Source organism: Streptomyces roseolus (assembly GCF_014649855.1).
In the GTDB taxonomy this organism is placed as follows: Bacteria; Actinomycetota; Actinomycetes; order Streptomycetales; family Streptomycetaceae; genus Streptomyces; species Streptomyces roseolus.
Genome location: NZ_BMTV01000009.1, coordinates 195,833 through 218,032, shown reverse-complemented (window position 1 = coordinate 218,032; position 22,200 = coordinate 195,833). Strand labels below are relative to the sequence as shown.

14 protein-coding genes, 1 tRNA gene and 1 pseudogene are annotated in these 22,200 nt (G+C 69.1%); 13 read left to right on the top strand and 3 right to left on the bottom strand.

Going from position 1 to position 22,200, the window contains the following annotated elements; translation table 11 throughout:
- The first annotated feature begins 49 nt into the window (after nucleotides 1-49).
- The 7 genes from IE245_RS13460 to IE245_RS13430 all read left to right on the top strand — a co-directional run bounded on the left by IE245_RS13460 (nucleotide 50) and on the right by IE245_RS13430 (nucleotide 13,564).
- Nucleotides 50-2,041: a type I restriction-modification system subunit M gene (locus IE245_RS13460; protein WP_189947055.1), complete on the top strand. Its 1,992-nt coding sequence runs from the start codon at nucleotides 50-52 to the stop codon at nucleotides 2,039-2,041.
- Nucleotides 2,038-3,303 (top strand): restriction endonuclease subunit S, encoded by a 1,266-nt coding sequence (locus IE245_RS13455; protein ID WP_189947054.1) that lies wholly within the window; start codon nucleotides 2,038-2,040, stop codon nucleotides 3,301-3,303. The genes IE245_RS13460 and IE245_RS13455 overlap by 4 nt, the downstream gene beginning before the upstream one ends.
- The gene (locus tag IE245_RS13450) at nucleotides 3,300-6,494 is read left to right on the top strand and encodes a type I restriction endonuclease subunit R (protein WP_189947053.1); all 3,195 of its coding nucleotides are present in this window, start codon (nucleotides 3,300-3,302) and stop codon (nucleotides 6,492-6,494) included. The genes IE245_RS13455 and IE245_RS13450 overlap by 4 nt, the downstream gene beginning before the upstream one ends.
- Nucleotides 6,495-6,721: 227 nt before the next feature.
- Entirely contained in the window at nucleotides 6,722-8,302 is a 1,581-nt protein-coding gene (locus IE245_RS13445) for a serine/threonine-protein kinase (protein WP_189947052.1), read from the top strand.
- 72 nt (nucleotides 8,303-8,374) lie between these two features.
- Nucleotides 8,375-10,537, top strand: a complete 2,163-nt coding sequence (locus IE245_RS13440; RefSeq protein WP_189947051.1) for an AIPR family protein — start codon at nucleotides 8,375-8,377, stop codon at nucleotides 10,535-10,537.
- Nucleotides 10,538-10,561: 24 nt separating this feature from the next.
- Nucleotides 10,562-12,694, top strand: coding sequence for a UvrD-helicase domain-containing protein (locus tag IE245_RS13435; RefSeq protein ID WP_189947050.1), 2,133 nt, complete (start codon nucleotides 10,562-10,564; stop codon nucleotides 12,692-12,694).
- Between the two features lie 66 nt (nucleotides 12,695-12,760).
- Nucleotides 12,761-13,564: a hypothetical protein gene (locus IE245_RS13430; protein ID WP_189947049.1), complete on the top strand. Its 804-nt coding sequence runs from the start codon at nucleotides 12,761-12,763 to the stop codon at nucleotides 13,562-13,564.
- Nucleotides 13,565-13,608: 44 nt separating this feature from the next.
- Here the strand turns inward: IE245_RS13430 and IE245_RS13425 are convergent, their stop codons facing one another.
- Nucleotides 13,609-14,022 carry a PIN domain-containing protein gene (locus IE245_RS13425; protein ID WP_189947048.1) on the bottom strand — a complete coding sequence of 138 codons (414 nt, stop codon included), beginning with the start codon at nucleotides 14,020-14,022 and terminating at the stop codon, nucleotides 13,609-13,611.
- Entirely contained in the window at nucleotides 14,019-14,282 is a 264-nt protein-coding gene (locus IE245_RS13420; RefSeq protein WP_189947047.1) for a CopG family transcriptional regulator, read from the bottom strand. Before IE245_RS13420 ends, IE245_RS13425 begins: the two co-directional genes overlap by 4 nt.
- Before the next feature lie 263 nt (nucleotides 14,283-14,545).
- Between IE245_RS13420 and IE245_RS13415 the strand changes: the two genes are divergently transcribed.
- Nucleotides 14,546-15,721: a tyrosine-type recombinase/integrase gene (locus IE245_RS13415; protein ID WP_229851258.1), complete on the top strand. Its 1,176-nt coding sequence runs from the start codon at nucleotides 14,546-14,548 to the stop codon at nucleotides 15,719-15,721.
- A 429-nt stretch (nucleotides 15,722-16,150) separates the two neighbouring features.
- Here the strand turns inward: IE245_RS13415 and IE245_RS13410 are convergent.
- Nucleotides 16,151-16,222: transfer RNA gene (locus IE245_RS13410), tRNA-Arg, on the bottom strand.
- Between the two features lie 111 nt (nucleotides 16,223-16,333).
- Here IE245_RS13410 and IE245_RS13405 point away from each other — a divergent pair.
- From IE245_RS13405 to thrC, 5 genes and pseudogenes are all read left to right on the top strand, one after another.
- Nucleotides 16,334-16,769, top strand: a pseudogene (locus IE245_RS13405) (response regulator); the annotation flags it as partial.
- Between the two features lie 482 nt (nucleotides 16,770-17,251).
- The gene (gene nrtL / locus IE245_RS13400; protein WP_189947046.1) at nucleotides 17,252-18,214 is read left to right on the top strand and encodes an ArgS-related anticodon-binding protein NrtL; all 963 of its coding nucleotides are present in this window, start codon (nucleotides 17,252-17,254) and stop codon (nucleotides 18,212-18,214) included.
- Nucleotides 18,215-18,229: 15 nt separating this feature from the next.
- Entirely contained in the window at nucleotides 18,230-19,621 is a 1,392-nt protein-coding gene (lysA, locus tag IE245_RS13395) for a diaminopimelate decarboxylase (protein ID WP_189947045.1), read from the top strand.
- A 139-nt stretch (nucleotides 19,622-19,760) separates the two neighbouring features.
- Nucleotides 19,761-21,050 (top strand): homoserine dehydrogenase, encoded by a 1,290-nt coding sequence (locus IE245_RS13390; protein WP_189947107.1) that lies wholly within the window; start codon nucleotides 19,761-19,763, stop codon nucleotides 21,048-21,050.
- 6 nt (nucleotides 21,051-21,056) lie between these two features.
- Nucleotides 21,057-22,127, top strand: coding sequence for a threonine synthase (gene thrC / locus IE245_RS13385; protein WP_189947044.1), 1,071 nt, complete (start codon nucleotides 21,057-21,059; stop codon nucleotides 22,125-22,127).
- Nucleotides 22,128-22,200 lie beyond the last annotated feature (73 nt).

The following is a 22,200-nucleotide window of genomic DNA, read 5'->3' as shown; positions in this document are numbered from 1 at the left end:
CACCCGCTCCGGTTGGGCGGGACGGTTCGGAAGGAAACCGGGGAACCCCTTGAACAGCAGTAAGCACACGGAACTGGCGAACCACGCCTGGTCCGTCGCCGACCTCCTGCGCGGTGACTACAAGCAGTCCGACTACGGCAAGGTCATCCTGCCGTTCACGGTGCTGCGCCGCCTGGAATGCGTCCTGGAGCCCACCCGAGACAAGGTCGTGGAGACCGTGGCCCGCTTCGAGGGCCAGGACCTCGACACCGACCACTTCCTGCGCCGCGCCTCGGGCCACTCCTTCTACAACAGGAGCGACCTGACCCTGAAGAAGATCGCGGGCGACCCCAGGAACGCCGCGGTCCTCCTGCAGAAGTACGTGGGCGCCTTCTCGGACAACGCCCGCGAGGTCCTCGACAAGTACGAGTTCGCCCAGCAGATCAAGCGGCTGGACGGCGCCGACCTGCTCTACAAGGTCATCGGGAAGTTCACCGATCTGGACCTGCACCCGAAGAACGTGCCCAACCACAACATGGGCTACATCTTCGAGGAGCTGATCCGCCGCTTCGCGGAGCAGTCCAACGAAACCGCCGGTGAGCACTTCACGCCCCGCGAGGTCATCAAGCTCATGGTGAACCTGCTCATCGAGCCGGACGGCGACGCGCTCACCGTCCCGGGCGTGGTTCGCACCGTCATGGACCCGGCCTGCGGCACGGGCGGCATGCTGTCGGCTGCCGAGGAGTTCATCAGGCAGCACAACCCCGACGCCACGGTGGAGGTGTACGGGCAGGAGCTCAACCCCGAGTCCTGGGCCATCTGCCGGTCCGACCTGATGATCAAGGGCCAGGACCCGGAGCACATCGCCTTCGGCAACTCCTTCAGCGACCCCGGCCACGGCCGTGAGAAGTTCGACTTCCTGCTGGCCAACCCGCCGTTCGGCGTGGAGTGGAAAAAGGTCAAGGAAGAGGTCGAGTACGAGCACAAGCACCTCGGCGAGGCCGGCCGCTTCGCCGCGGGCCTGCCGCGCATCAACGACGGCTCGCTCCTTTTCCTCCAGCACATGATCTCGATGATGAAGCCGGTCGACGTGAAGGGCGGCGGCGGCTCCCGCATCGCCATCGTCTTCAACGGCTCTCCGCTCTTCACCGGCGCGGCTGGCTCCGGCGAGTCCGAGATCCGCCGCTGGATCCTGGAGAACGACTGGCTCGAGGGCATCGTCGCGCTCCCGGACCAGCTCTTCTACAACACCGGCATCTCCACGTACTTCTGGATCCTGACCAACAAGAAGTCCCCGGACCACAAGGGCAAGGTCATCCTCCTGGATGCGCGAGACCAGTTCCAGAAGATGCGCAAGTCGCTCGGCGACAAGCGCAAGGAACTGGGCAAGCAGCACATCAAGGACGTGACGCGCCTCTACGCCGAGGCGAGTCAGATCGCGGCGGACCCCGAGCACCCTCAGCACTCCAAGGTCAAGGTCTTCGACAACTCGGCCTTCGGGTACCAGCGCATCACGGTCGAGCGCCCGCTGAAGCTCCGTTTCGAGGTCACGGAGGAGACGTTGACGGCCCTGGCCGCCGCCAAGCCGGTCCAGAAACTGCCGGACGCGGAGTCGTTCGTGGCGGCTGTCCGTACGCTGCTGGGCTCGACCTGGCCGACCAAGTCCGACGCGCTGGTGGCCCTGAAGGACGCGGTGGTGGCGGCTGGCCTGCTGTGGCCGACGGGGGCGCCCTTCGCGAAGGCGCTGCGGGACGCGGTGGGCGTCCGCGACCCCGAGGGTGAGGTGCAGCGCGTCAAGGGCGAGCCGGAGCCGGACGCGGAGCTGCGGGATTACGAGAACGTGCCGCTGGGCGAGGACGTCGAGGACTACCTGAAGCGCGAGGTGCACCCACATGTGCCGGACGCCTGGATCGACCATACGAAGACGAAGATCGGCTACGAGATTCCGGTGACGAAGCACTTCTACGTGTACGAGCCACCGAGGCCGCTGGCGGAGATCGACACGGAGTTGAAGGCGCTGGAAGCGGAGATCCAGACGTTGCTGGGGGAGGTGACCGAGTGACCGGTACCGCAGTTTCTCTCCATACTCTGATGTCGCTCAGAAGGTTTATCACTGAGATCACGGACGGTCCGTTTGGCAGCGCGTTGACAAGCAGTCACTATTCGGACGATGGGGCGCGGGTAATCCGTCTCGGAAACATTGGTTCAGCAACCTTTCGAGATGAGGACGCTGCGTTCATTCCTTTCGATTACTTCAGGGGATTGCGGCGTCACGAAGTTCGTCCAGGTGACCTGCTGATTGCCGGGCTGGGAGACGAAAATCATCCCGTAGGTCGAGCATGTGTCGCACCTAAAGGAATTGGGCCTGCCATTGTAAAGGCTGATTGCTTTCGTGTGCGCCTGGATGAATCTCGACTCACTCACCGCTACGCGACTTGGGCGCTGAGTTCAATGTTTGTGGCACAGCAGGTGCAGACCATGGCGCGCGGTTCGACGCGAGCGCGGATCAACCTTGAAGTGGCACGCGAGATCAGGATTCCAGTACCAGTCATTGAAGAGCAACGCCGCATCACAAAATTCCTCGAAGCCGAGACGAGGAAGATCGATAATCTTGTTTCTAAGAAGCGCCGCCTGGTCGATCTTCTGGAGGAGCGCAGCGACAGCAGGATTCTAAATCACGTGGGTGCGAGTGCCCTCGTGGCTGGGGCAACTGGTCTGCCTGTCCAGCCTGTCAGGCACCTTCTTGCGAAGGTGGTGAGGCCAGCAGTCGCTGGGGAGGGCACCGTCACGGCCTACAGGGATGGTCATGTGACAGAACGCTCGCTGCGTCGGGCAGACGGCTACACGCTCTCAGGCTCAACAGAAGCGCAGGGGCAGCAAGTTGTGCCGGGTGATGTAGTCATTCATGGTCTCGACGGATTTGCTGGTGCCATTGGAGTGTCCGAGGCTTTCGGGAACTGTAGCCCGGTGTACCACGTGTGCGAGCCCCGGAATGGTGGCGATGCACACTTCTTCGGGCGCTTGCTTCGCCTGCTGGCTCTACAGGGCTATCTCGGTAACTTTGCGACAAGTACTCGTGAACGGGCCGTCGACTTTCGAAACTGGGAACTCTTCGGGCGGATCCCTCTTCCGGTTGTGCCAGTCGAGGAGCAGCGTGAGATCGGATCCGCCATCAGGAGGGTCCGTCCTCTCAAGGAACTGGTCGAGCGCTCCGCAGCGCTGGCGGCCGAGCGCCGCCAAGCTCTCATCACCGCCGCCGTAACCGGCCAGTTCGACGTCTCCACCGCCAGCGGACGCAACGTCACGGAGGGAATCACCGCATGAGCAACGGCCCCGTCCACCGCGAGTCCGCCTTCGGTGACGCGATAGTCGCCGCCATGACCGCGCGCGGCTGGCGCGAAGCGAGCTCCGCCGGCTATCAGCCCGACCTCGGCCTGGACACCCAGGAGCTCTTCGAGTTCCTCGGCAGGACCCAAGCCGAGGAGTGGCACGAGCTCCGCACGGTCTACGGCGACGCCAACGAAGCCCAGCGCGGCTTCGCCCGGCGCCTGGACCAGGCGATCGCCACCGACGGGCTGCTCCACGTCCTCCGGAACGGCGTGAAGGACCGCGGCGTACGGCTCCGCGTCGCCTACTTCAAGCCAAACCTGGTCCCGGACGACTCCGTCCTCGACGGCTACCGGGCCAACCGCCTCACCGTCGTCCGCGAGCTTCCGTACGCCACCAAGCAGCGCGACTGGCACAATCGCCTCGACCTCACCCTGTTCCTCAACGGCATCCCCATCGCCACCGCCGAGCTGAAGAACCCCCTCACCGGCCAGGGCGTCGAGCACGCCATGGACCAGTACCGGACCGACCGCGACCCCACCGAGCTGATCTTCACTCGCCGGGTCATCGCCAACTTCGCCGTCGATCCGGACCTGGTCTTCGTCACGACCACCCTCAAGGGCAAGAACACCCGGTTCCTGCCCTTCAACACCGGCTCCGAGGGTCCCGGGCGCCCCGGTGGCGCCGGGAACCCCGCCCCCACCGCCTTCGGCCAGTACGCGACCTCCTACCTCTGGGAGCAGGTCTGGCAGCGGGACAACTGGCTGGATCTCCTCCAGCGGTTCGTGCACCAGCACAAGACGAAGACCTCCGGCGGCGGCACCACCCGCACCACGATCTTCCCCCGCTACCACCAGTGGGACGTGGTCAAGAAGCTGACCGCCCACGCCGCCACCCACGGCGCCGGGCACAACTACCTGGTCATGGCCTCCGCCGGATCGGGCAAGTCCAACACCATCGGCTGGCTCGCCCACCGCCTCTCCGACCTGCACGCCGACAACGACCCCCGCGCCCTCGACACCGAGGCCCTGGCGTCCGGCTTCGTCAAGCCTGGCGCACCGGTGTTCGACAAGGTCATCGTCATCACCGACCGCCGGAACCTGGACGCTCAGCTCCGCGAGACGGTCGGCGGGTTCTCGCAGACCGACGGCCTGGTCGTGAAGATCGACGAGAAGCACGGCGCGAAGAGCGAACAGCTCGCCCGCGCTCTGTCCCGGGACACCGGGAAGATCGTCACCGTCACCCTGCACTCGTTCCCCGCGCTCCTCGACTACATGAAGCGCCACCCGACGGAGCTCAGCGGCACGACCTTCGCGATCATCCTGGACGAGGCGCACTCCTCCCAGTCCGGCGACGCGGCCACCGCCGTACGCGCCGCCCTCCGCGAACTCGGCCTCGACTCCGACTCCGAGGACGCGGGCGCCACCAGCGTCACCGTCACCGACAAGCTCAAGAAGAAGGCCCTGGAGCGCTCCCGGGCCGCGAACCTCTCCTACTTCGCCTTCACCGCCACCCCCAAGGCCAAGACCCTGGAACTCTTCGGGACCCCGGACACGGTGGACGGCAAGGAGGCGTACCGCCCCTTCCACACGTACTCGATGCGTCAGGCCATCGAGGAAGGCTTCATCCTCGACCCCCTGCGCAACTACGTCACCTACAACACGTACTGGAAGCTGGTGAACCAGAACCGCGACGAGGTCGAGGTAGACCCCTCCAAGGCGAACTCCCTCCTCGCCCGGTTCGCGCTCACCCACGACTCCACGGTCTCCCAGCACGCCCAGGTGATCGTGGAGCACTTCGTCACCCACACCCGCGGCCGCCTCGGCGGCCGGGCCAAGGCCATGGTCGTGACGGCCTCCCGGCAGTCCGCCGTCCAGATGGCCCGCGCGATCAAGAGCTACATCAAGGACCGCGACTACGACACCAGGTATCCCGACCTGGGCGTCCTCGTCGCCTTCTCCGGCTCGCTCACCATCGACGGCGAGGAGACCACCGAGCCGAAGGAGAACGGCGGCCTGTCCGAGAGCGCGCTGCCCAAGGCGTTCGCGTACACCCGCGCCGACGACAAGGCCGTCCAGGCCGGAGCGAAGGGGCAGCCGGAGTACCGGATCCTGGTGGTCGCCGAGAAGTACCAGACCGGCTTCGACCAGCCCTTGTTGACGACGATGTACGTCAACAAGACGCTGACCGGCATCGCGGCCGTCCAGACCCTCTCCCGCCTCAACCGGACCGCCGACCGCAAGTCCCAGGCGGACCTTGCCGTCCTGGACTTCGTCAACGACGCCGAGGACATAAAGGACTCGTTCCGGCCGTACTTCGAGGAGGCGAACACCCTCCCCTCCGATCCGAACCTCCTCTACACCGCCCAGAGCCGGGTCATGTCCGCGCCGATCGTCTCGGAAGCGGAGATGGACGAGTTCGCCGCCGCGTACTTCGGTGCGAAGGAGAAGGCCGCCGGATCGCAGGCCGCGTGGGAGAAGCTGCACGCCGAGCTGTACCGCCGGCTCTCCCCGGCCGTGGCCCGGTACGAGGCCCTGCGCGACAACGACGAGGACGACGACGCGGTCCAGACCGCGGAGGACTTCCGCGCCGACCTCAACGACTACGTCCGCAAGTACGGCTTCCTCGCCCAGATCGTGCCCTACCACGACCCGGACCTGGAGCGGCTGTACCTCTACGGCCGCTACCTCCTCACGCGGCTGCGCGGCAAGGCCGACGGGGGAGTGGACATCGGCGAGGTCGACCTCAGCCACCTGCGGGTGGAGAAGACCGGCGAGCACGACGTCTCGCTGTCCCCCGAGGGAGCGGCCACGATGCCGGGCTTCGGAGACGGCACGGGTGGTGCAAAGGACGCCGAGAAGTCGCTGCTGTCCGAGCTGATCGAGAAGTTCAACGCCAAGTTCGGCACGGACTTCACCGAACAGGACGTCATCCGTCCCTTCGAGGAGGCGAAGGCCGACCCCAAGGTCAGGAAGGCGGCGGTCGCCAACGACGACGTCGACAACTTCGGGAAGGTCTTCGACAAGGTCTTCGCCGACAAGATGGCCGACCACATCGACTCCATCGCCGGTCTCGGCCGCCAGTACTTCGGCTCCGACCGGAACTTCAAGTCCAGCCTCGACCGCAGTGCCCGCCGCGCCGCATGGCGGATGATCCGCCGCGAGGAGGGCGTGGAAGACGCTGCGTAGTTCTTGTCGGTACCTGCTGAGTCCTGTGCACCTCATCGGTGCACAGGACCGATGAGGACAGGCAATGTCACGACGCACAGACGTTTCTCGGCCAGATCTGACAGACCTTCCCCATCTCCCTGGACGGAAGATCAGCACCCCCACCAGACTGGTCCTGACATGTCGGGCCGGCCGACACCACCTGGGGTACCACGTCGGCGACAGCAATACGACGGGGCGGGGGCACGGTGCCGCAGCAGGTGATCGCCGGGCGTTACGAACTCCTGGAGGAGCTCAGCCACGGCGGCATGGGCGACGTCTGGCGCGGCTATGACGCCGTCCTGGACCGGCCGGTCGCCGTGAAGCTCATCCGGGCCCAGGCCGTCACCTCGCCGCAGATGGCGGACGAGCTGGCCAAGCGGTTCCGGCGCGAGGCTCGGATCACGGCCCGGATCCAGCACCCCGGTGTGCCGCAGGTCTATGACGCGGTCCTGGACGACGACGCCCATGAGCACCTGTTCCTTGTCATGGAGCTGGTGGAGGGCGTGCCGCTGTCCGCCTACGTGGACCCGGCCCGCCCGCTGCCGGTGAGCTGGGCCGTGGCAGTGGCGGCGCAGGTGGCCACCGTCCTGTCGCACGCCCACGAGGTCCCCGTCATCCACCGGGACCTCAAGCCGGGGAACGTCCTCGTCGCCCACGACGGGACGGTGAAGGTCCTGGACTTCGGCATCGCGGCGATCCTGCGCACCGACGCGACCAAGCTGACCGCCACCGGTAGCCCGATCGGGACCTCCCAGTACATGGCGCCCGAGCAGGTGCGGGGCGGGCGCGTCACCCCGCGGACGGACCTGTACGCGCTCGGGTGCGTCCTCCACGAACTGCTCGCCGGGCGGGCACTGTTCCAGGCGGACAGTGAGCTGGCGCTCATGTACCAGCACGTCACCAAGGATCCCACCCCGCTCAGACGGCTGCGCCCCGACGTGCCGGCCGCGCTGGAGGAACTCGCCCTGCACCTGCTCCGCAAGGCCCCCGAGGCGCGGCCCGCCGACGTCCAGGAGGTGTACGAGCGGCTGCGCCCCTTCCTCCCGAAGGCGGGCCAGGAGCCGGTGCCGGGCGAGACGGGTCCGGCCGGAGCCCCGGACCCGACAGGGCTGTTCCGTGATCCGTACGCGCCCCGCTCCCGGCCCCGGGCGACGGTCTCCCCGGCGCCTTCGGGAGAGTCGGCGCCCGCGCCCCTTCCCGTACCGGACGAGCTCCGCGCGGACATCAAGGAGGCGTACGCGCACTCCGACGCCCTCCTCGAAGAGGAGCGGTTCGCGCAGGCCGCCGAGGTGCTGAGCGAGGTCATCGACCCGGCCGCCCGTGCTCTCGGCACCGAGAACCGGCAGGTGCTGGAGCTGCGTACCCAGAGGGCGGCGATCCGGCTGCTCGGCGGGGACTACCGGGCCGCACTGCCCGAGTTCACCGCGCTGGCGGACGCGTACGGCCGTATCGCCGGACCCACCAGCGAGCGGGCCCGCGCCTGCCGGGCCCAGGCCGCCCGCTGTCGCGCCGAACTCGGGCAGGTGACGGAGGCGCTGTCGGCACTGGAATCGGTGCTGGCCGTCGTCCGGTCAGTGGACAGCGATGTCAGCGAGGAAGCAATCGAGCTGCGCCGTGACATCGGCATGCTGCTGCTCGCCCAGGGGCGTGCCGCCGACGCCATCGTCGTGCTGGAACCACTGCACGACGACTTGAATGTCGTCTACGGGCCCGCGGACGAGCTGACGGGCGAGGTCGCCGAGGCGCTGGCCCTGATACGGCTGGATCCCGACGGTCAGGAATCCTGAGCCCCGACGAGGGTCTCGTGCACATCGCTGTGAGCGGCGAGGCCGTCGGCCTGCCGTGGGGAGGGGAGAACCATGAAGGCGGAATCGGGCACCGAGCGCGCGACGAAGGTCGCCACTCAGGTGCGTCAGGTCGGCAACGCGCTGAAGAAGGTCTACGAGAGCCTGCTCGACGTCAGCGACCTGGCGCAGTACTCGGGGCAGGACTACGAGAACCGGCTGCTGTCACGGGCGCTGACCGCGCAGGCCGTGCGGATCGTCACCGGCTTCAGCCCCGAGGACGCGGCGGCCACCGTCATCGACGGACACGCCGACCAGGGCATCGACGCGATCGCCGTGGTCGAGGGTGCCGACCCGCACGTCTATCTCGTCCAGGGCAAGTGGAGCCCGGAGGGAAAGGCGGGCGCGGACCGCAAGGCGGTGCTCGAACTGCTCGACGGACTGCGCCTCATCGATTACGAGGAGTACGCGCCGTTCAACCCGCGCGGCCGGCAGCTGGCCGAGTACGCCAAGTCCGTCATGAACAGAGGACCGGTGCCGGTCACCCAGGTCGTCGTCCTCATGCGCTCGGACCCTCCGGGTGAGGGCTTCACGCAGGCCATCGCCAACGGGGAGAAGCAGTTCAACCAGTACGGTGAGGTGCTCGACCACAGAATCATCCTGGCGCCCGAGATCTGGCGGTCGGTGCGGGACGACCAGGCCCCCGAACCGGTCGTACTCACCGCCGAACTGTTCCCCTGGTTCGGCATGGGATCGGACGAGCTCTACGAGTCCTACCAGGGGGTGGTCGACGCCGAACAGGTGGCGGAGTGGGCCCGGAAGGGACCGGACCTCTTCAACCTGAACATCCGTAACCCCCTCGGCCGTACCTCCATCAACAACGCCTTGATGGCGACGCTCACCGAGGAGCCGGCGCACTTCTGGTACTTCAACAACGGCATCACGGTGCTGTGCGACGCGGTGGACAAGGCCGAACAGTCGACCCTGAGTCCCCATCGCAAGCCGATCAGGCTGACGCTGCACAACGCCAGCGTCGTCAACGGAGCGCAGACGGTTCGAGCCGTCGCCGACGCCCTCGCCCAGGACGCCGCCGCGGCCGAGGCCCGTATCAACGTGCGGATCATCGCGACGAACCGCGCCGCCCACTTCGCCAAGGAGACCACCAAGGCGACGAACCGGCAGAACAGCGTCGAGGCGCGCGACTTCATCGCACTCGATCCGGTCCAGGCCGCGATCATGGACGAGATGCGTGCCGAACTGGACCTGGAGTACGGCGTCAGGCGCAGCGAGCTGGATCCGCCGGAGGAGTCGGGCTGCTCGGTCGTGGAAGCCGCCTGCGCCCTGGCCTGTGCCCATGCCGACAGTCAGTACGCGGCCCGGATCGCCCTCTCGTTGGACCCCCTGTGGGAGCGGGGCGGCCAGGGTGTCTACGACGTCCTGTTCCGGCCCCAGCCGGGCGTCTACCTCCTGTGGAACGCTGTCCAGGTACTCCGCCAGGTGCGTCGGAGCCTCCTCGACATCCGCAAGCGCTACCAGGGCCGCGGCGCGGCCCTCACGGAACACGGGACGTACTTCCTCACCCATCTGGTGTTCCGGCTGCTCGACACCGAGGCCATCGGCGAACCCGACCCCGAGCTGACCTGGTCCGAGGAAGCCACGGAGCGTACGAAGGACCTGCTGGAGCGGCTGGTACCGATGACCATGGCGGCCATCGACGACCTGTTCACCGAACGCTCGCAGGTCCGCGCGGTCTGCTCCGATGTCGCCCGGAGCCGGGATCTCGCCGACCATGTGCTCGCCCGCATGGCCAAGGCGGACGACGACATCGTCACCCCGGACACGTACCGGCGCGTCAATCCCCAGCGGAAGCGCCGACGGCCCAACGCGGTCCACGTCCTGGTGGACAAGAAGATCTTCGATGACGGTGAGCCCCTCGTTCTCTCCGCCGGCTACCCGCTGGAGGCGGAGGCGCTGCGGGACTGGCTCGCCCAGGATGAACGACGGGCACGAGCGACCTGGGTGAACCACCGCACCAAGCCGATCCTGTGGGCCGCCGACGGCAGGCAGTACTCCCCGTCCGGTCTGATCACCCGGATGTGGGAGCTCGCCGAGTGGGCGGAACGACCCGTCGCCAACCAGGGCACGGCCAGGTGGTCCACCGCGTCCGGGGAGACGCTCGCCGAGGTGGCCTGGCGGGTGCTCGGCGCCCTGGAAGAGCCGGACGAGACCGACCAGTAGATCCACCGGGAGAGAAGCTCCGCCATGCCCCGCCTCGCCTTCGACATCACCTTCTGCGCCCAGCTCCCCAAGCTCCAGGGCACGGTCCGTAAAGGAGTCTTCGATGCCTGGGAGAAATTCGAACGGCTCACCCTGGGGCAGCTGTTCAAGGATCCCGGCCTGAAGCTGGAATCCCTCAAGAACGCCCGGGACCCGCACATCCGGACGATCCGGATCGACCGCGGCACACGGGGGGTCGTGCTGGCACCCGACAGCGGGGACACCTACGTCCTGCTGCGGGTGCTGCCGCACGACGAGGCGAACGCGTGGGCAGTCAAGCAGAAGGCGAGCATCAACACGGTCACCCGGGCCGTCGAAATCCGCGACATCGCCGTCCTGGAGGAGCTCACCCCCGCGTACGAGCGGACTGCCCCCGCTCCCGAGCAGCGGCTCTTCGCCAGGTTCTCGGACGGAGATCTCGCGGCCCTCGGTATCGACGGCACGACGCTGCGGCAGGCCCGGGTCCTGACCACTTCTGAGCAGCTGGAGGCCTTCGCCCCGTTCTTCCCCCAGGACCAGCGGGAGGTGCTGGAATACCTCGCCGCCGGGTTCACCGTGGAGGACGTGTGGCGCGAGGTGGTGGCGGTCAACCTGGCCGCCGCGGACAGCGCCGGGCCCGTGAACCCCGTCGACTACGCCACCGCCATCCGGCACACGCGTACGCGCATCGCCCTGGTCACGGGGCCGGACGAGCTCCGAGAGATCCTCGACAAACCCTTCGCCGCGTGGCGCGTCTTTCTACACCCGTCCCAGCACAAGGTGGCCTACCGGCCCTCCTACTCCGGCCCGGCGCAGGTCACCGGAGGCCCCGGAACGGGAAAGACGGTCGTCGCCCTGCACCGCGTGCGTCACCTGCTCGGTCATCTGCGCGACGGCGACCGCATCCTCCTCACCACCTACACCAACGCCCTGGTGGCCGCCCTGCGCGCCGGCCTCGCCGAACTCGTCGACGACGAGGCGCTCCGGGACCGGGTGGACATCATGACCGTCGACGCGTTCGCCGGACGGGTGCTGGCCACGTCACGCCGGCCCCTGCGTGCCGACGAGGAGTCGGCCCGCTGGCAGCAGGCCGCCCGGACCGCGGGCTTCACCGGGAGCCCGCAGTTCCTCGCCCAGGAGTACAAGCACGTCGTCCTCGCCCAGAACCTGCGCACCTACGAGGAGTACGAGACCGCTGAGCGTAAGGGGCGCGGCAGCGCGTTGCCGGCGACGGCCCGGCGGCCGGTGTGGCGCGCCGTCGAGGAGTTCACCGCCCGGCTGGCCTCCGACGGGCTGCGGACCTATCTAGGGACCTGCGCGGAGGCCGCGGACCTACTGGAGCGGGCCGGGCCGCGCTACCGGCACGTCGTCGTCGACGAGGCCCAGGACCTTCACCCCGCCCAGTGGCGCCTTCTGCGTGCCGCCACCCCGGCACGCCCGGACGACCTGTTCATCGCGGGCGACCCGCACCAGCGGATCTACGACAGCAAGGTCTCCCTGAAGACGGTCGGGATCAAGGTCGCCGGGCGGTCGACGAAGATGCGCAAGAACTACCGCTCCACGCACGAGATCCTGAGCTGGTCCACCGCTCTCCTCGTCGGCCGCCCCTTCGCCCAGCTCGAGGACGACGGCCGCCACGAAACCCTGCTCGGCTACCGCTCGGCCCTGCACGGGACCTGCCCCGAGACCCATGCGGCCTCCTCCCACGATGCGGAGCTGGCAGCGCTCGTCGCGCGCGTGCGCGGTTGGCTGGAGGAGGGCATCGCCCCCGGTGAAATCGGCGTGAGCGCACGCTTCAACCGGACCTGCGACCAGGTGACGGAGCGCCTGTCGGCGGCCGGCATCCCCGCTCGACGACTGCGGGCGGACCGGCTGTCGGCGGCCGACGCCGTGAATGTCGGCACCATGCACTCCTTCAAGGGCCTGGAGTACCGCTGTGTCGCGGTGGTCGGCGTCCATGACGGCGCCGTGCCCTATCCCAAAGCGGTGACGCCTGCGGACGTCGACCTCCGCCAGCACGAGGCCGATCTGCTGGCGGAACGCTGCCTGCTGTTCGTCGCCTGCACCCGGGCCCGCGACGGCCTGTACGTGTCTTGGGCGGGGGATCCCAGCCCCTTCCTGCTCACGACCGGGATGTGAGCGGCGGCGGACCGGCCTGGCCCCGTAATGACTGGGCACGGGGTCACGACAAGACGAGGAGGAGAAATGGGCGAGCTCGCGGACCGCGTGGCCCGACTGGAAGGTGAGGTCACGGAGGCCCAAGAGGCGTTGCGAGTCGTCGCGAAGATGGATGAGGAGATCGAGAACGCCCTGGAAGAGGTTGAGAGTGTGCAGGAAGCACTCCTCAATCTCTCATGGGAGATCGACGGAGAGATCGCCGATCACAACTATTCGGCCGTCGAGCGATGTGCTGATGAGTTGTGGGGTCTGGTCGACAGCGAACAGGTGCGGCGTGCGGTCGACACGGTCGCCTTGTTGACTGCGGTGCGCGACGGGCATCCTCTCCCCGCGGCCTCCGTGGACGGGCTGATGGACGGGCTGAAGGATGTCGAGGCATCGCATCCCACCCTGACTCAAGAGGCACTCGACCAAGAATTTCAGGCGGCGATGGATCGGGCCGAGAGCACCTGGAAAGAGATTTACGACGATGGCTCATGGGACAGCGAGGACGAGCGCAACGACCATCTTGCGGACCATATGCACGAGGCGAGGCAAGAGGCGACCTCCGACCGTGCGGCGCGGGCGGGCCGCTTTCTGATGGAGCTCTGTGATCACCTCGCGGAGACGGTGTGGCCGGAGGCCACGGGTGCCCTTCGTCGAGCGGACATCGAAACAGTGGCCCGGGCCCTGAAGGAGGCCTCCCTGGCGGGGGAGACGGCTCCGGCGGTGTACAAGCTCTACGAGACCAATCTGTCGGTGCAGTACGAATCCTCGCCGTACTCGCTGGGGGCCGTGGGCGAACAGTTGATGGCCTTCGAGTCATGGCTGGGGACAGAGGGCAGGGGCTGAAACAGCTGCCCGAATTCGCGATCGCGTTTCGCATGGTCAGGCGGTCAGACCTTGATCACTGTGACGCGTCCACCGCACAGGGCGATGAGGTCCTCGGGGTCGGAGGTGAGGATCGTGACCGGCCCGGATGCGGCGAGGGCGGTGGCGGCGAGCATGGCGTCGATGGCGTACTTGTGGCCGTGCAGACCGGCGTCGGCGAGGAGTGCGACGGCGTGGCGGGCGATCGGTTCGGTGATCGGTTCGACGACGAGGCGGGAGAGTGTCCACTCCAGGGCCGGACGGTTGATGCGGGGGTGGACCACCTCGACGAGGGTGGCCGCCGAGGTGATCACGCGCAGGTCGTCGGCGCGGGCCAGAGCGAGCCAAGTGGTGACCATTCTGTCGCGCAGGACAGCCTTCGCCAGACCTTCGCTGTCGAGGACGAGGGTTCCGCCGGGGACCGCGGGGGAGCGGGTCACGCCGCGCTCGCCCCATGCTGGTTCTGCTCACGACGGGCCTGGGCGAGCTGGTCGCGCAAGGCCTGGACCTCGTCGTCTGTGACGGGGCCGTGCCCGGCCTCGGCGACGGTGATGAGTTCGTTGAGGTTGTCGCGTTCGATCTGGCGGGCGACGGCGGCGGCCACGTAGGCGGAAAGGCCGGAGGGGCCGCTGCGGGCCTTGGCGGCTTCGGCGATGTCGCGCGGCATGGTGATCGAGTACTTCCCGGTGGGCTCGCTCATGCTGCTTATCCTACCCTTCATCCTCCTAGTGGGGCTCTCTTGGCTGGCATGGGAGCCGCAGGCGGCGCGTTGAGCTGGAGAGAGGCGGTGGTCGTCATGCGGAGTTCGGCAGGCCAGGTACGAAATGCACCCGGACGGCGTGGGCCGAGGGTGATGAAGCCCCGGCGGCCGGCGATGAAGTGGATGTCAGGGCTCTGGCTGACGAGCTCGGGGCCTCGTTGGTCCGAGCCGTCAGGGAAGCCGCCGCTGACGACTTCGGCCGGGTGAGGAGCGGGCGCGGTGCGACCACCATCAGCTGGTACGCCTTCGCTCTCGAATACCTGGAGGTGCGCTGGGGGCAGGTTTCGGCGAAGACCCGGAACGAGACCAACGACGCCCTCTGCTCCCTCACCATGGCGATGCTCCGAAGGACGCGAGGACGGCCGGATGACGAGCTGCTGCGGCGGGCCCTGCGGAACTGGGCGTTCGTGATCCCCCGGCCCGATGCGCGCACCGCGCCCACGGAGGTGCGGCTCGCTCTGGACTGGGTCGCCCGGGCTTCACGCCCCCTGGACGACCTTCTGGACCCGGTCGTGATGCGCGGCGTGCTGCAGGCTCTCCGGCTGAAGCGGGACGGCACGGTCGCGGCTGCCGAAACACAGCGACGCAAGCGCACGACGCTCGTGAACTCGGTGCGGTACGCGATCGAACTGGGACGGCTCCGCGCCGATCCCCTGGCCCACGTCAGCTGGCGCATCACCGAGACCGTCCAGCAGGTCGATCCCCGTGTCGTCGTCAACCCCGTGCAGGCGCGGAGCCTGCTCTGCGCGGTCTCCTACGTAGGCGGCTACGAGCGGGCGCGAGGGCGAAGGCTGGTCGGCCTCTTCGCCGGGATGTACTACGCGGGACTGCGGCCGGCCGAAGCCGTGGCCGTCACGCTGCCCGACTGCGACCTGCCCGCGACAGGGTGGGGCACCGCGGTCCTGCATGCCACCCACCCCTCCGTCGGCAAGAAGTGGACCGACAGCGGACGGAACCACGACCTCCGCGGCCTGAAGAGCCGCCCGCCGAGCGACACGCGTGTCGTGCCGCTTCCGCCCGAACTCGTCCGCCTGTGGAGGGAGAGTGTCGACACCTTCGGCACCGCGGACGGCGGACGGCTGTTCTTCAACGAGAAGGGCGGCATCGTGGGCTCCAGCACGTACGATCGCGCCTGGCACGAGGCCCGCGAACTCGCCCTCCCGCCGGACCTGGTGGCGTCTCCCCTCGCCGTCCGCCCCTACGACCTGCGGCACTCGGCCCTGTCCACCTGGCTGAACGCCGGCGTCGACCCCACCGAGGTCGCCGAACGGGCGGGCAACAGCGTCGAGGTCCTCATGACCCGGTACGCGAAATGCCTCTACGGCCGTCAGGCCCTCGCCAACAGGCGCATCGACGCGCTTCTGGACGAATACGGATGAGAGACCGTCCACCTCCTCGCGGTCACTCCAGTGGCCCACGGGACCTCGTGCCCCGCGCGTCTGCGGGTGCGCCGATGTCAGAGGGAGCCCGCGCCGTATCGAGGTAAACGACCAGCCGGAGAGGTGAGATGCGAAGCGCAACGGCCCCGCGCTCCGTATGCGGTTGACTCGCGCTGGCGGGAAAAGCGCAGGTCACGGGGTGAGGACGGGGTTCTCCGCCCTCTCCGGAGGTTTTTCGTCCCGCGCATGTCCCACGACGTCGTTCTCGCGGGATCGGACAAACGGGACACCGTACGTCCGGCGCGATAAAGTTCCAGGTCAGGGCGCCGCCCCCGGGAGCAGGAGCGGCAAGGTAGGCCGTTGCTGTTTCAGTCCCACACAAAGAGGGCCTGACCAGCGTTTCCGCTGGTCAGGCCCTCTTTCCGGAAGTGCCCCCGGCAGGATTCGAACCTGCGCACACGGCTCCGGAGGCCGTTGCTCTATCCCCTGAGCTACGGGGGCGTTGTCGCTGCTTGGCGGCGACGGGTGAAACCTTACCAGCTGTCGCGGGGTGCCTGTGAACAGGTATTTCCGGGGCGTCACCGCGGGGGTGTTCGCTCGCACGGGTCGGAAGTGGGCAAAACCCGGACGCAGCCCCTCGGGGCGGCCTACTCTCGTTCACGTGTCAGGCGTGTCCGGGCGGGTGCTCGTTGTCGACGACAACAAGGTCATCCGGCAGTTGATCAGGGTCAATCTCGAACTCGAGGGGTTCGAGGTCGTGACCGCGGCCGATGGTGCCGAGTGTCTGGACGTCGTGCATCGCGTGCGGCCCGATGTCGTGACGCTCGACGTCGTCATGCCGCGGCTCGACGGGATCAAGACCGCCCAGCGGCTGCGGGAGGATCCGCGGACCCGGCATCTGCCCGTGGCGATCATCAGTGCCGGCGGGGAGGGCGAGGGGGCTCCGGCGGCGGACGCGTTCCTCGCGAAGCCCTTCGAGCCGGCGGAGCTCGTACGGGTCGTCCGGCAGCTCCTGCACCGCGCGCCCCGGCAGCGGCGCCAGGCCGGCGGGGCCGACGCGGGAGAGGAGCCGTCCGCAGGGGACGGCTGCGCGGAGAGACCCACCGCCGAGAGATCCGCCGCCCCAAAGCCCACCGCCGAGAGACCCGCCGTCGAGAGACCCACCACCGAGAGTGCCACCACCGAGAGGCCCGTCGCCGGAAGACCCACCACCGAGAGTGCCACCACCGAGAGGCCCGTCGCCGGAAGACCCACCACCGAGAGTGCCACCACCGAGAGGCCCGTCGCCGGAAGACCCACCGCCGAAAAGCCCGCCGGGTCGTCTGCCGCCGGGAGCTTCTGCCCAGGAGGGTGAGCGAGTCGGGCGGCTTCGCTCTTGCCCGGGGCGCCGTGCACCACGGCGAGCTGCTGATCTTGTTCGTGTTTCCCGGGGCCCTTCCGACCTCGGCCTCTCCCTTCTCCGTCCTCCGGGCTGCCCGTATGGCGAAACCGGTTCGCGTTCCTGCCCCCCTCCTCCCCTAGGCTGGGAGCGTGACCCCCGCGGACCTCTCCCTCACCGTGCAGCACGCCGTGCGCCGTGCGGTCGACGACGGTGCGCTGCGGGTCGACGTTCCTCCGCGCGTGAAGGTCGAGAAGGCGCGGCCCGGAGGAGTGGGGGAGTACGCCAGCAGCGTCGCGCTGACGCTCGCGCGGCCGGCCGGGCGGGCCGCCCTCGACGTGGCCTCCCTGCTCAAGGAGCGCCTCGAGGGCGCCGACGGGATCCTCTCCGTGGACATCACCGGGCCCGGGTTCCTCAATTTCACCCTGCGCCCGGGTGGTGGGGCCGGGCTCGTGGCGGCCGTGCGCGCCGCCGGGCTCTCGTACGGGCACGGGGACGGGCTCGCCGGGGAGGCCGTGCGGTTCGAGGGCGTCCGCGAAGAGCGTGCCTCCGTCGTCGTGGAGTGTCTGGTCGAGCTGGTGCGCGCGCAGGGCGGTGACGCCGGCGTCGCGGGCGGGGGCGAGCGGGTGCACGTGCACCCGGGGACGTACGACGGCGAGGCGCTCGGGAGCGACGCCGCCCGGTGGCGGCTGCTGCGCGCCGCGCCCCACGACCGGCCCCTCGACGGGGCCCCGCTCCTCGTGCGGCACGAGCGCAACGGGCTCTTCCGGGTCCAGTACGCCCACTCCCGCGCCCGCCGGCTCCTCGTCAACGGCCGGCAGCTCGACGTCCTCCCCTCGTACGAGACGGAGGTCGAGGATCCGCTGGCCGGGCTCCTTCGCGACCACCCCTCCGTACTTCTCGCCGCCGCCCGCCACCGCGCCCCCGACCGGGTCGCACGGCACCTCGAAGCCGTCGCCGACGCGCTGCTCGGCTTCCAGCACACCGTTCTGCCGCTCGGCGACGAGAAACCCTCGGCCGCCCACCGCTCCCGGCTCGCGCTCGCCGAAGCCGCCGGGACGGTGCTCGCCGGCGGCCTCTCCGTGCTCGGCATCAGCGCACCCGACCGGATCTGAAAGAGCTGACCAGACATGAGCCGTTCCGCCCACCCCGCAGGCCCCCGCCACGCCGACGTCCTCCCCGAGGGCCACTACACCGCCCCGCCCGCCGATCTGAACACGCTCGACCCCAAGGTGTGGGCGCGGACCGTGGCCCGGGACGAGCAGGGCGTCGCGACCATCGGCGGACTGCGCGTCACCGACCTCGCCGAGGAGTTCGGGACCCCCGCCTACTTCCTCGACGAGACCGACTTCCGGGCCCGCTGCCGCGCCTGGGCCGAGGCCTTCGGCACCGAAGCCGACGTCTTCTACGCCGGCAAGGCCTTCCTCTCCCGCGCGATCGTCCGCTGGCTGCACGAGGAGGGGCTCAACCTCGACGTCTGCTCCGGCGGCGAGCTCGCCACCGCCCTCTCCGCCGGGATGCCCGCCGAGCGGATCGCCTTCCACGGCAACAACAAGAGCGAGGACGAGATCCGGCGGGCCGTCGAGGTCGGCGTCGGGCGGATCGTCCTCGACTCCTTCCAGGAGATCGTCCGGGTCGCCCACATCGCCCAGTCCCTCGGCAAGCGGCAGCGCGTGCAGATCCGGGTGACCGTGGGCGTGGAGGCGCACACCCACGAGTTCATCGCCACCGCCCACGAGGACCAGAAGTTCGGCATCGCGCTCGCCGGCGGCCAGGCCGCCGAGGCCGTGCGCCGGGCGCTGAAGCTCGACGGCCTGGAGCTCATCGGCATCCACTCGCACATCGGCTCGCAGATCTTCGACATGGCCGGCTTCGAGGTCTCGGCCCGCCGGGTCGTCCAGCTCCTCGCCGAGGTGCGCGACGAGCACGGCGTCGAGCTGCCCGAGATCGACCTCGGCGGCGGCCTCGGCATCGCGTACACCTCCGAGGACGACCCGCGCGAGCCGCACGAGATCGCCAAGGCGCTCGGCGAGATCGTGACGCGGGAGTGCGAGGCCGCGGGCCTGCGCACCCCGCGGATCTCCGTGGAGCCGGGGCGCGCCATCGTCGGGCCGACGGCCTTCACGCTCTACCGGGTCGGCACGATCAAGCCGCTCGACGGGCTGCGCACGTACGTGAGCGTCGACGGCGGCATGTCGGACAACATCCGCACCGCCCTGTACGACGCCGAGTACAGCGTCAGCCTGGTCTCCCGCGTCAGCGACGCCGAGCCGATGCTCTCCCGGGTCGTCGGCAAGCACTGCGAGAGCGGCGACATCGTCGTCCGCGACGCCTTCCTCCCCGCCGACCTGGCCCCCGGCGACCTGATCGCCGTGCCCGCCACCGGCGCCTACTGCCGCTCCATGGCGAGCAACTACAACCACGCCCTCCGGCCGCCCGTGGTGGCGGTCCGGGACGGCGAAGCAAGGGTCATCGTCCGCCGGGAGACGGAGGAAGATCTCCTGCGTCTCGACGTCGGCTGATGAAATAGTCGGGTGGTGGAATCGATGTCTCAGGATCCGGACAGGCGGCTGAATCCGCCGTCCGGTGAGTGAGACTTGTTCCCACCCCCGTCAGAACCGTAGAGATACGAACCAGAAGTACGAGAAACGAGGTCGGATGATGCGTACGCGTCCGCTGAAGGTGGCGCTGCTGGGCTGTGGAGTTGTCGGCTCCGAGGTGGCGCGCATCATGACGACGCACGCCGACGACCTCGCCGCGCGCATCGGCGCGCCGGTCGAGCTCGCCGGCGTCGCCGTCCGCCGGCCCGACAAGGTCCGGGGCGGCATCGACCCCGCCCTGATCACCACCGACGCCACCGCCCTGGTCAAACGCGGGGACGTCGACGTCGTCGTCGAGGTCATCGGCGGGATCGAGCCGGCCCGCACCCTCATCACCACCGCCTTCGAGCACGGCGCCTCCGTGGTCTCCGCCAACAAGGCGCTGCTCGCCCAGGACGGCGCGACCCTCTACGCCGCCGCCGGGCAGCACGGGCAGGACCTGTACTACGAGGCCGCCGTCGCCGGCGCCATCCCGCTGATCCGCCCGCTGCGCGAGTCGCTCGCCGGCGACAAGATCAACCGCGTCATGGGCATCGTCAACGGCACCACGAACTTCATCCTCGACAAGATGGACTCGACCGGCGCCGGCTACCAGGAGGCCCTGGACGAGGCCACCGCCCTCGGCTACGCCGAGGCCGACCCGACCGCCGACGTCGAGGGCTTCGACGCCGCCGCCAAGGCCGCCATCCTCGCCGGAATCGCCTTCCACACGCGCGTGCGCCTCGACGACGTCTACCGCGAGGGCATGACCGAGGTCACCGCCGCCGACTTCGCCTCCGCCCGGCAGATGGGCTGCACCATCAAGCTGCTCGCGATCTGCGAGCGGGCCGCCGACGGCGAGTCCGTCACCGCGCGCGTGCACCCGGCGATGATCCCGCTGAGCCACCCGCTGGCCTCCGTCCGCGAGGCGTACAACGCGGTCTTCGTCGAGGCGGAGGCCGCCGGCCGGCTCATGTTCTACGGCCCCGGGGCGGGCGGCGCGCCGACCGCCTCGGCCGTTCTCGGCGACGTCGTCGCCGTCTGCCGCAACCGTCTCAACGAGGCGACGGGCCCCGGCGAGTCCGCGTACACCCAGCTGCCCGTGAGCCCCATGGGCGACGTGGTGACGCGGTACCACATCAGTCTCGACGTGGCCGACAAGCCGGGCGTCCTCGCCCAGGTCGCGACGGTCTTCGCCGAGCACGGCGTATCGATCGATACCGTGCGCCAGCAGGGCAAGGACGGCGAGGCATCCCTCGTCGTCGTCACCCACCGCGCGGCCGACGCCGCCCTCTCCGGGACGGTCGAGGCGCTGCGCCAGCTCGACACCGTGCGCGGTGTCGCCAGCATCATGCGTGTTGAAGGGGAGTAAGGACCCATGACCAACCAGGGCACCCACCAGTGGCGCGGCATCATCGAGGAGTACCGGGACCGCCTTCCGGTCACGGACGCGACGCCGGTCGTCACGCTCCGTGAGGGCGGTACGCCGCTCGTCCCGGCCCAGGTCCTCTCCGAGCGCACGGGCTGCGAGGTGCACCTCAAGGTCGAGGGCGCCAACCCCACCGGTTCCTTCAAGGACCGGGGCATGACCATGGCCATCACCCGGGCGAAGGAGGAGGGCGCCAAGGCCGTCATCTGCGCCTCCACCGGCAACACCTCCGCCTCCGCCGCCGCGTACGCGGTGCGGGCCGGGATGGTCTCCGCGGTCCTGGTGCCCCAGGGCAAGATCGCGCTCGGCAAGATGGGCCAGGCCCTCGTGCACGGCGCGAAGATCCTCCAGGTGGACGGCAACTTCGACGACTGCCTGGACCTGGCCCGCGCGCTCTCCGACAACTACCCGGTCGCGCTGGTCAATTCGGTCAACCCGGTCCGCATCGAGGGCCAGAAGACCGCGGCGTTCGAGATCGTGGACATGCTGGGCGACGCGCCCGACATCCACGTGCTGCCCGTCGGCAACGCGGGCAACATCACCGCGTACTGGAAGGGGTACCGCGAGTACGCCGAGGACGGCCTCGCCACCCACCGCCCGCGCATGTGGGGCTTCCAGGCCTCCGGTTCGGCCCCGCTGGTGCGCGGCGAGGTCGTCAAGGACCCGTCCACCATCGCCACCGCGATCCGCATCGGCAACCCGGCCTCCTGGGACTACGCGATCGCCGCGCGCGACGAGTCGGGCGGCTTCATCGACGAGGTGACGGACCGTGAGATCCTGCGTGCCTACCGCCTGTTGGCCGCGCAGGAGGGCGTCTTCGTGGAGCCCGCCTCGGCCGCCTCGGTCGCCGGTCTGCTGAAGGCCGCCGAGCAGGGCAAGGTCGACCCGGGCCAGCGGATCGTCTGCACCGTGACCGGAAACGGTCTGAAGGACCCCGACTGGGCCGTCGCCGGCGCCCCGCAGCCGGTCACCGTCCCGGTGGACGCCGCGGCCGCCGCGCAGCGGCTCGGACTGGCCTGAACCGATCGAGGGCACGCCGGTTCCTGATCGGGCGAAACCCGATCAGGAACCTACATAGATGCACAGGTTGGCG

Coding starts and splice junctions, on each gene's coding strand:
- IE245_RS13390 (WP_189947107.1), top strand. CDS start 19,761: ATGCGTACGCGTCCGCTGAAGGTGGCGCTGCTGGGCTGTGGAGTTGTC.
- IE245_RS13435 (WP_189947050.1), top strand. CDS start 10,562: ATGCCCCGCCTCGCCTTCGACATCACCTTCTGCGCCCAGCTCCCCAAG.
- lysA (WP_189947045.1), top strand. CDS start 18,230: ATGAGCCGTTCCGCCCACCCCGCAGGCCCCCGCCACGCCGACGTCCTC.
- IE245_RS13440 (WP_189947051.1), top strand. CDS start 8,375: ATGAAGGCGGAATCGGGCACCGAGCGCGCGACGAAGGTCGCCACTCAG.
- IE245_RS13450 (WP_189947053.1), top strand. CDS start 3,300: ATGAGCAACGGCCCCGTCCACCGCGAGTCCGCCTTCGGTGACGCGATA.
- thrC (WP_189947044.1), top strand. CDS start 21,057: ATGACCAACCAGGGCACCCACCAGTGGCGCGGCATCATCGAGGAGTAC.
- IE245_RS13430 (WP_189947049.1), top strand. CDS start 12,761: ATGGGCGAGCTCGCGGACCGCGTGGCCCGACTGGAAGGTGAGGTCACG.
- IE245_RS13420 (WP_189947047.1), bottom strand. CDS start 14,282: ATGAGCGAGCCCACCGGGAAGTACTCGATCACCATGCCGCGCGACATC.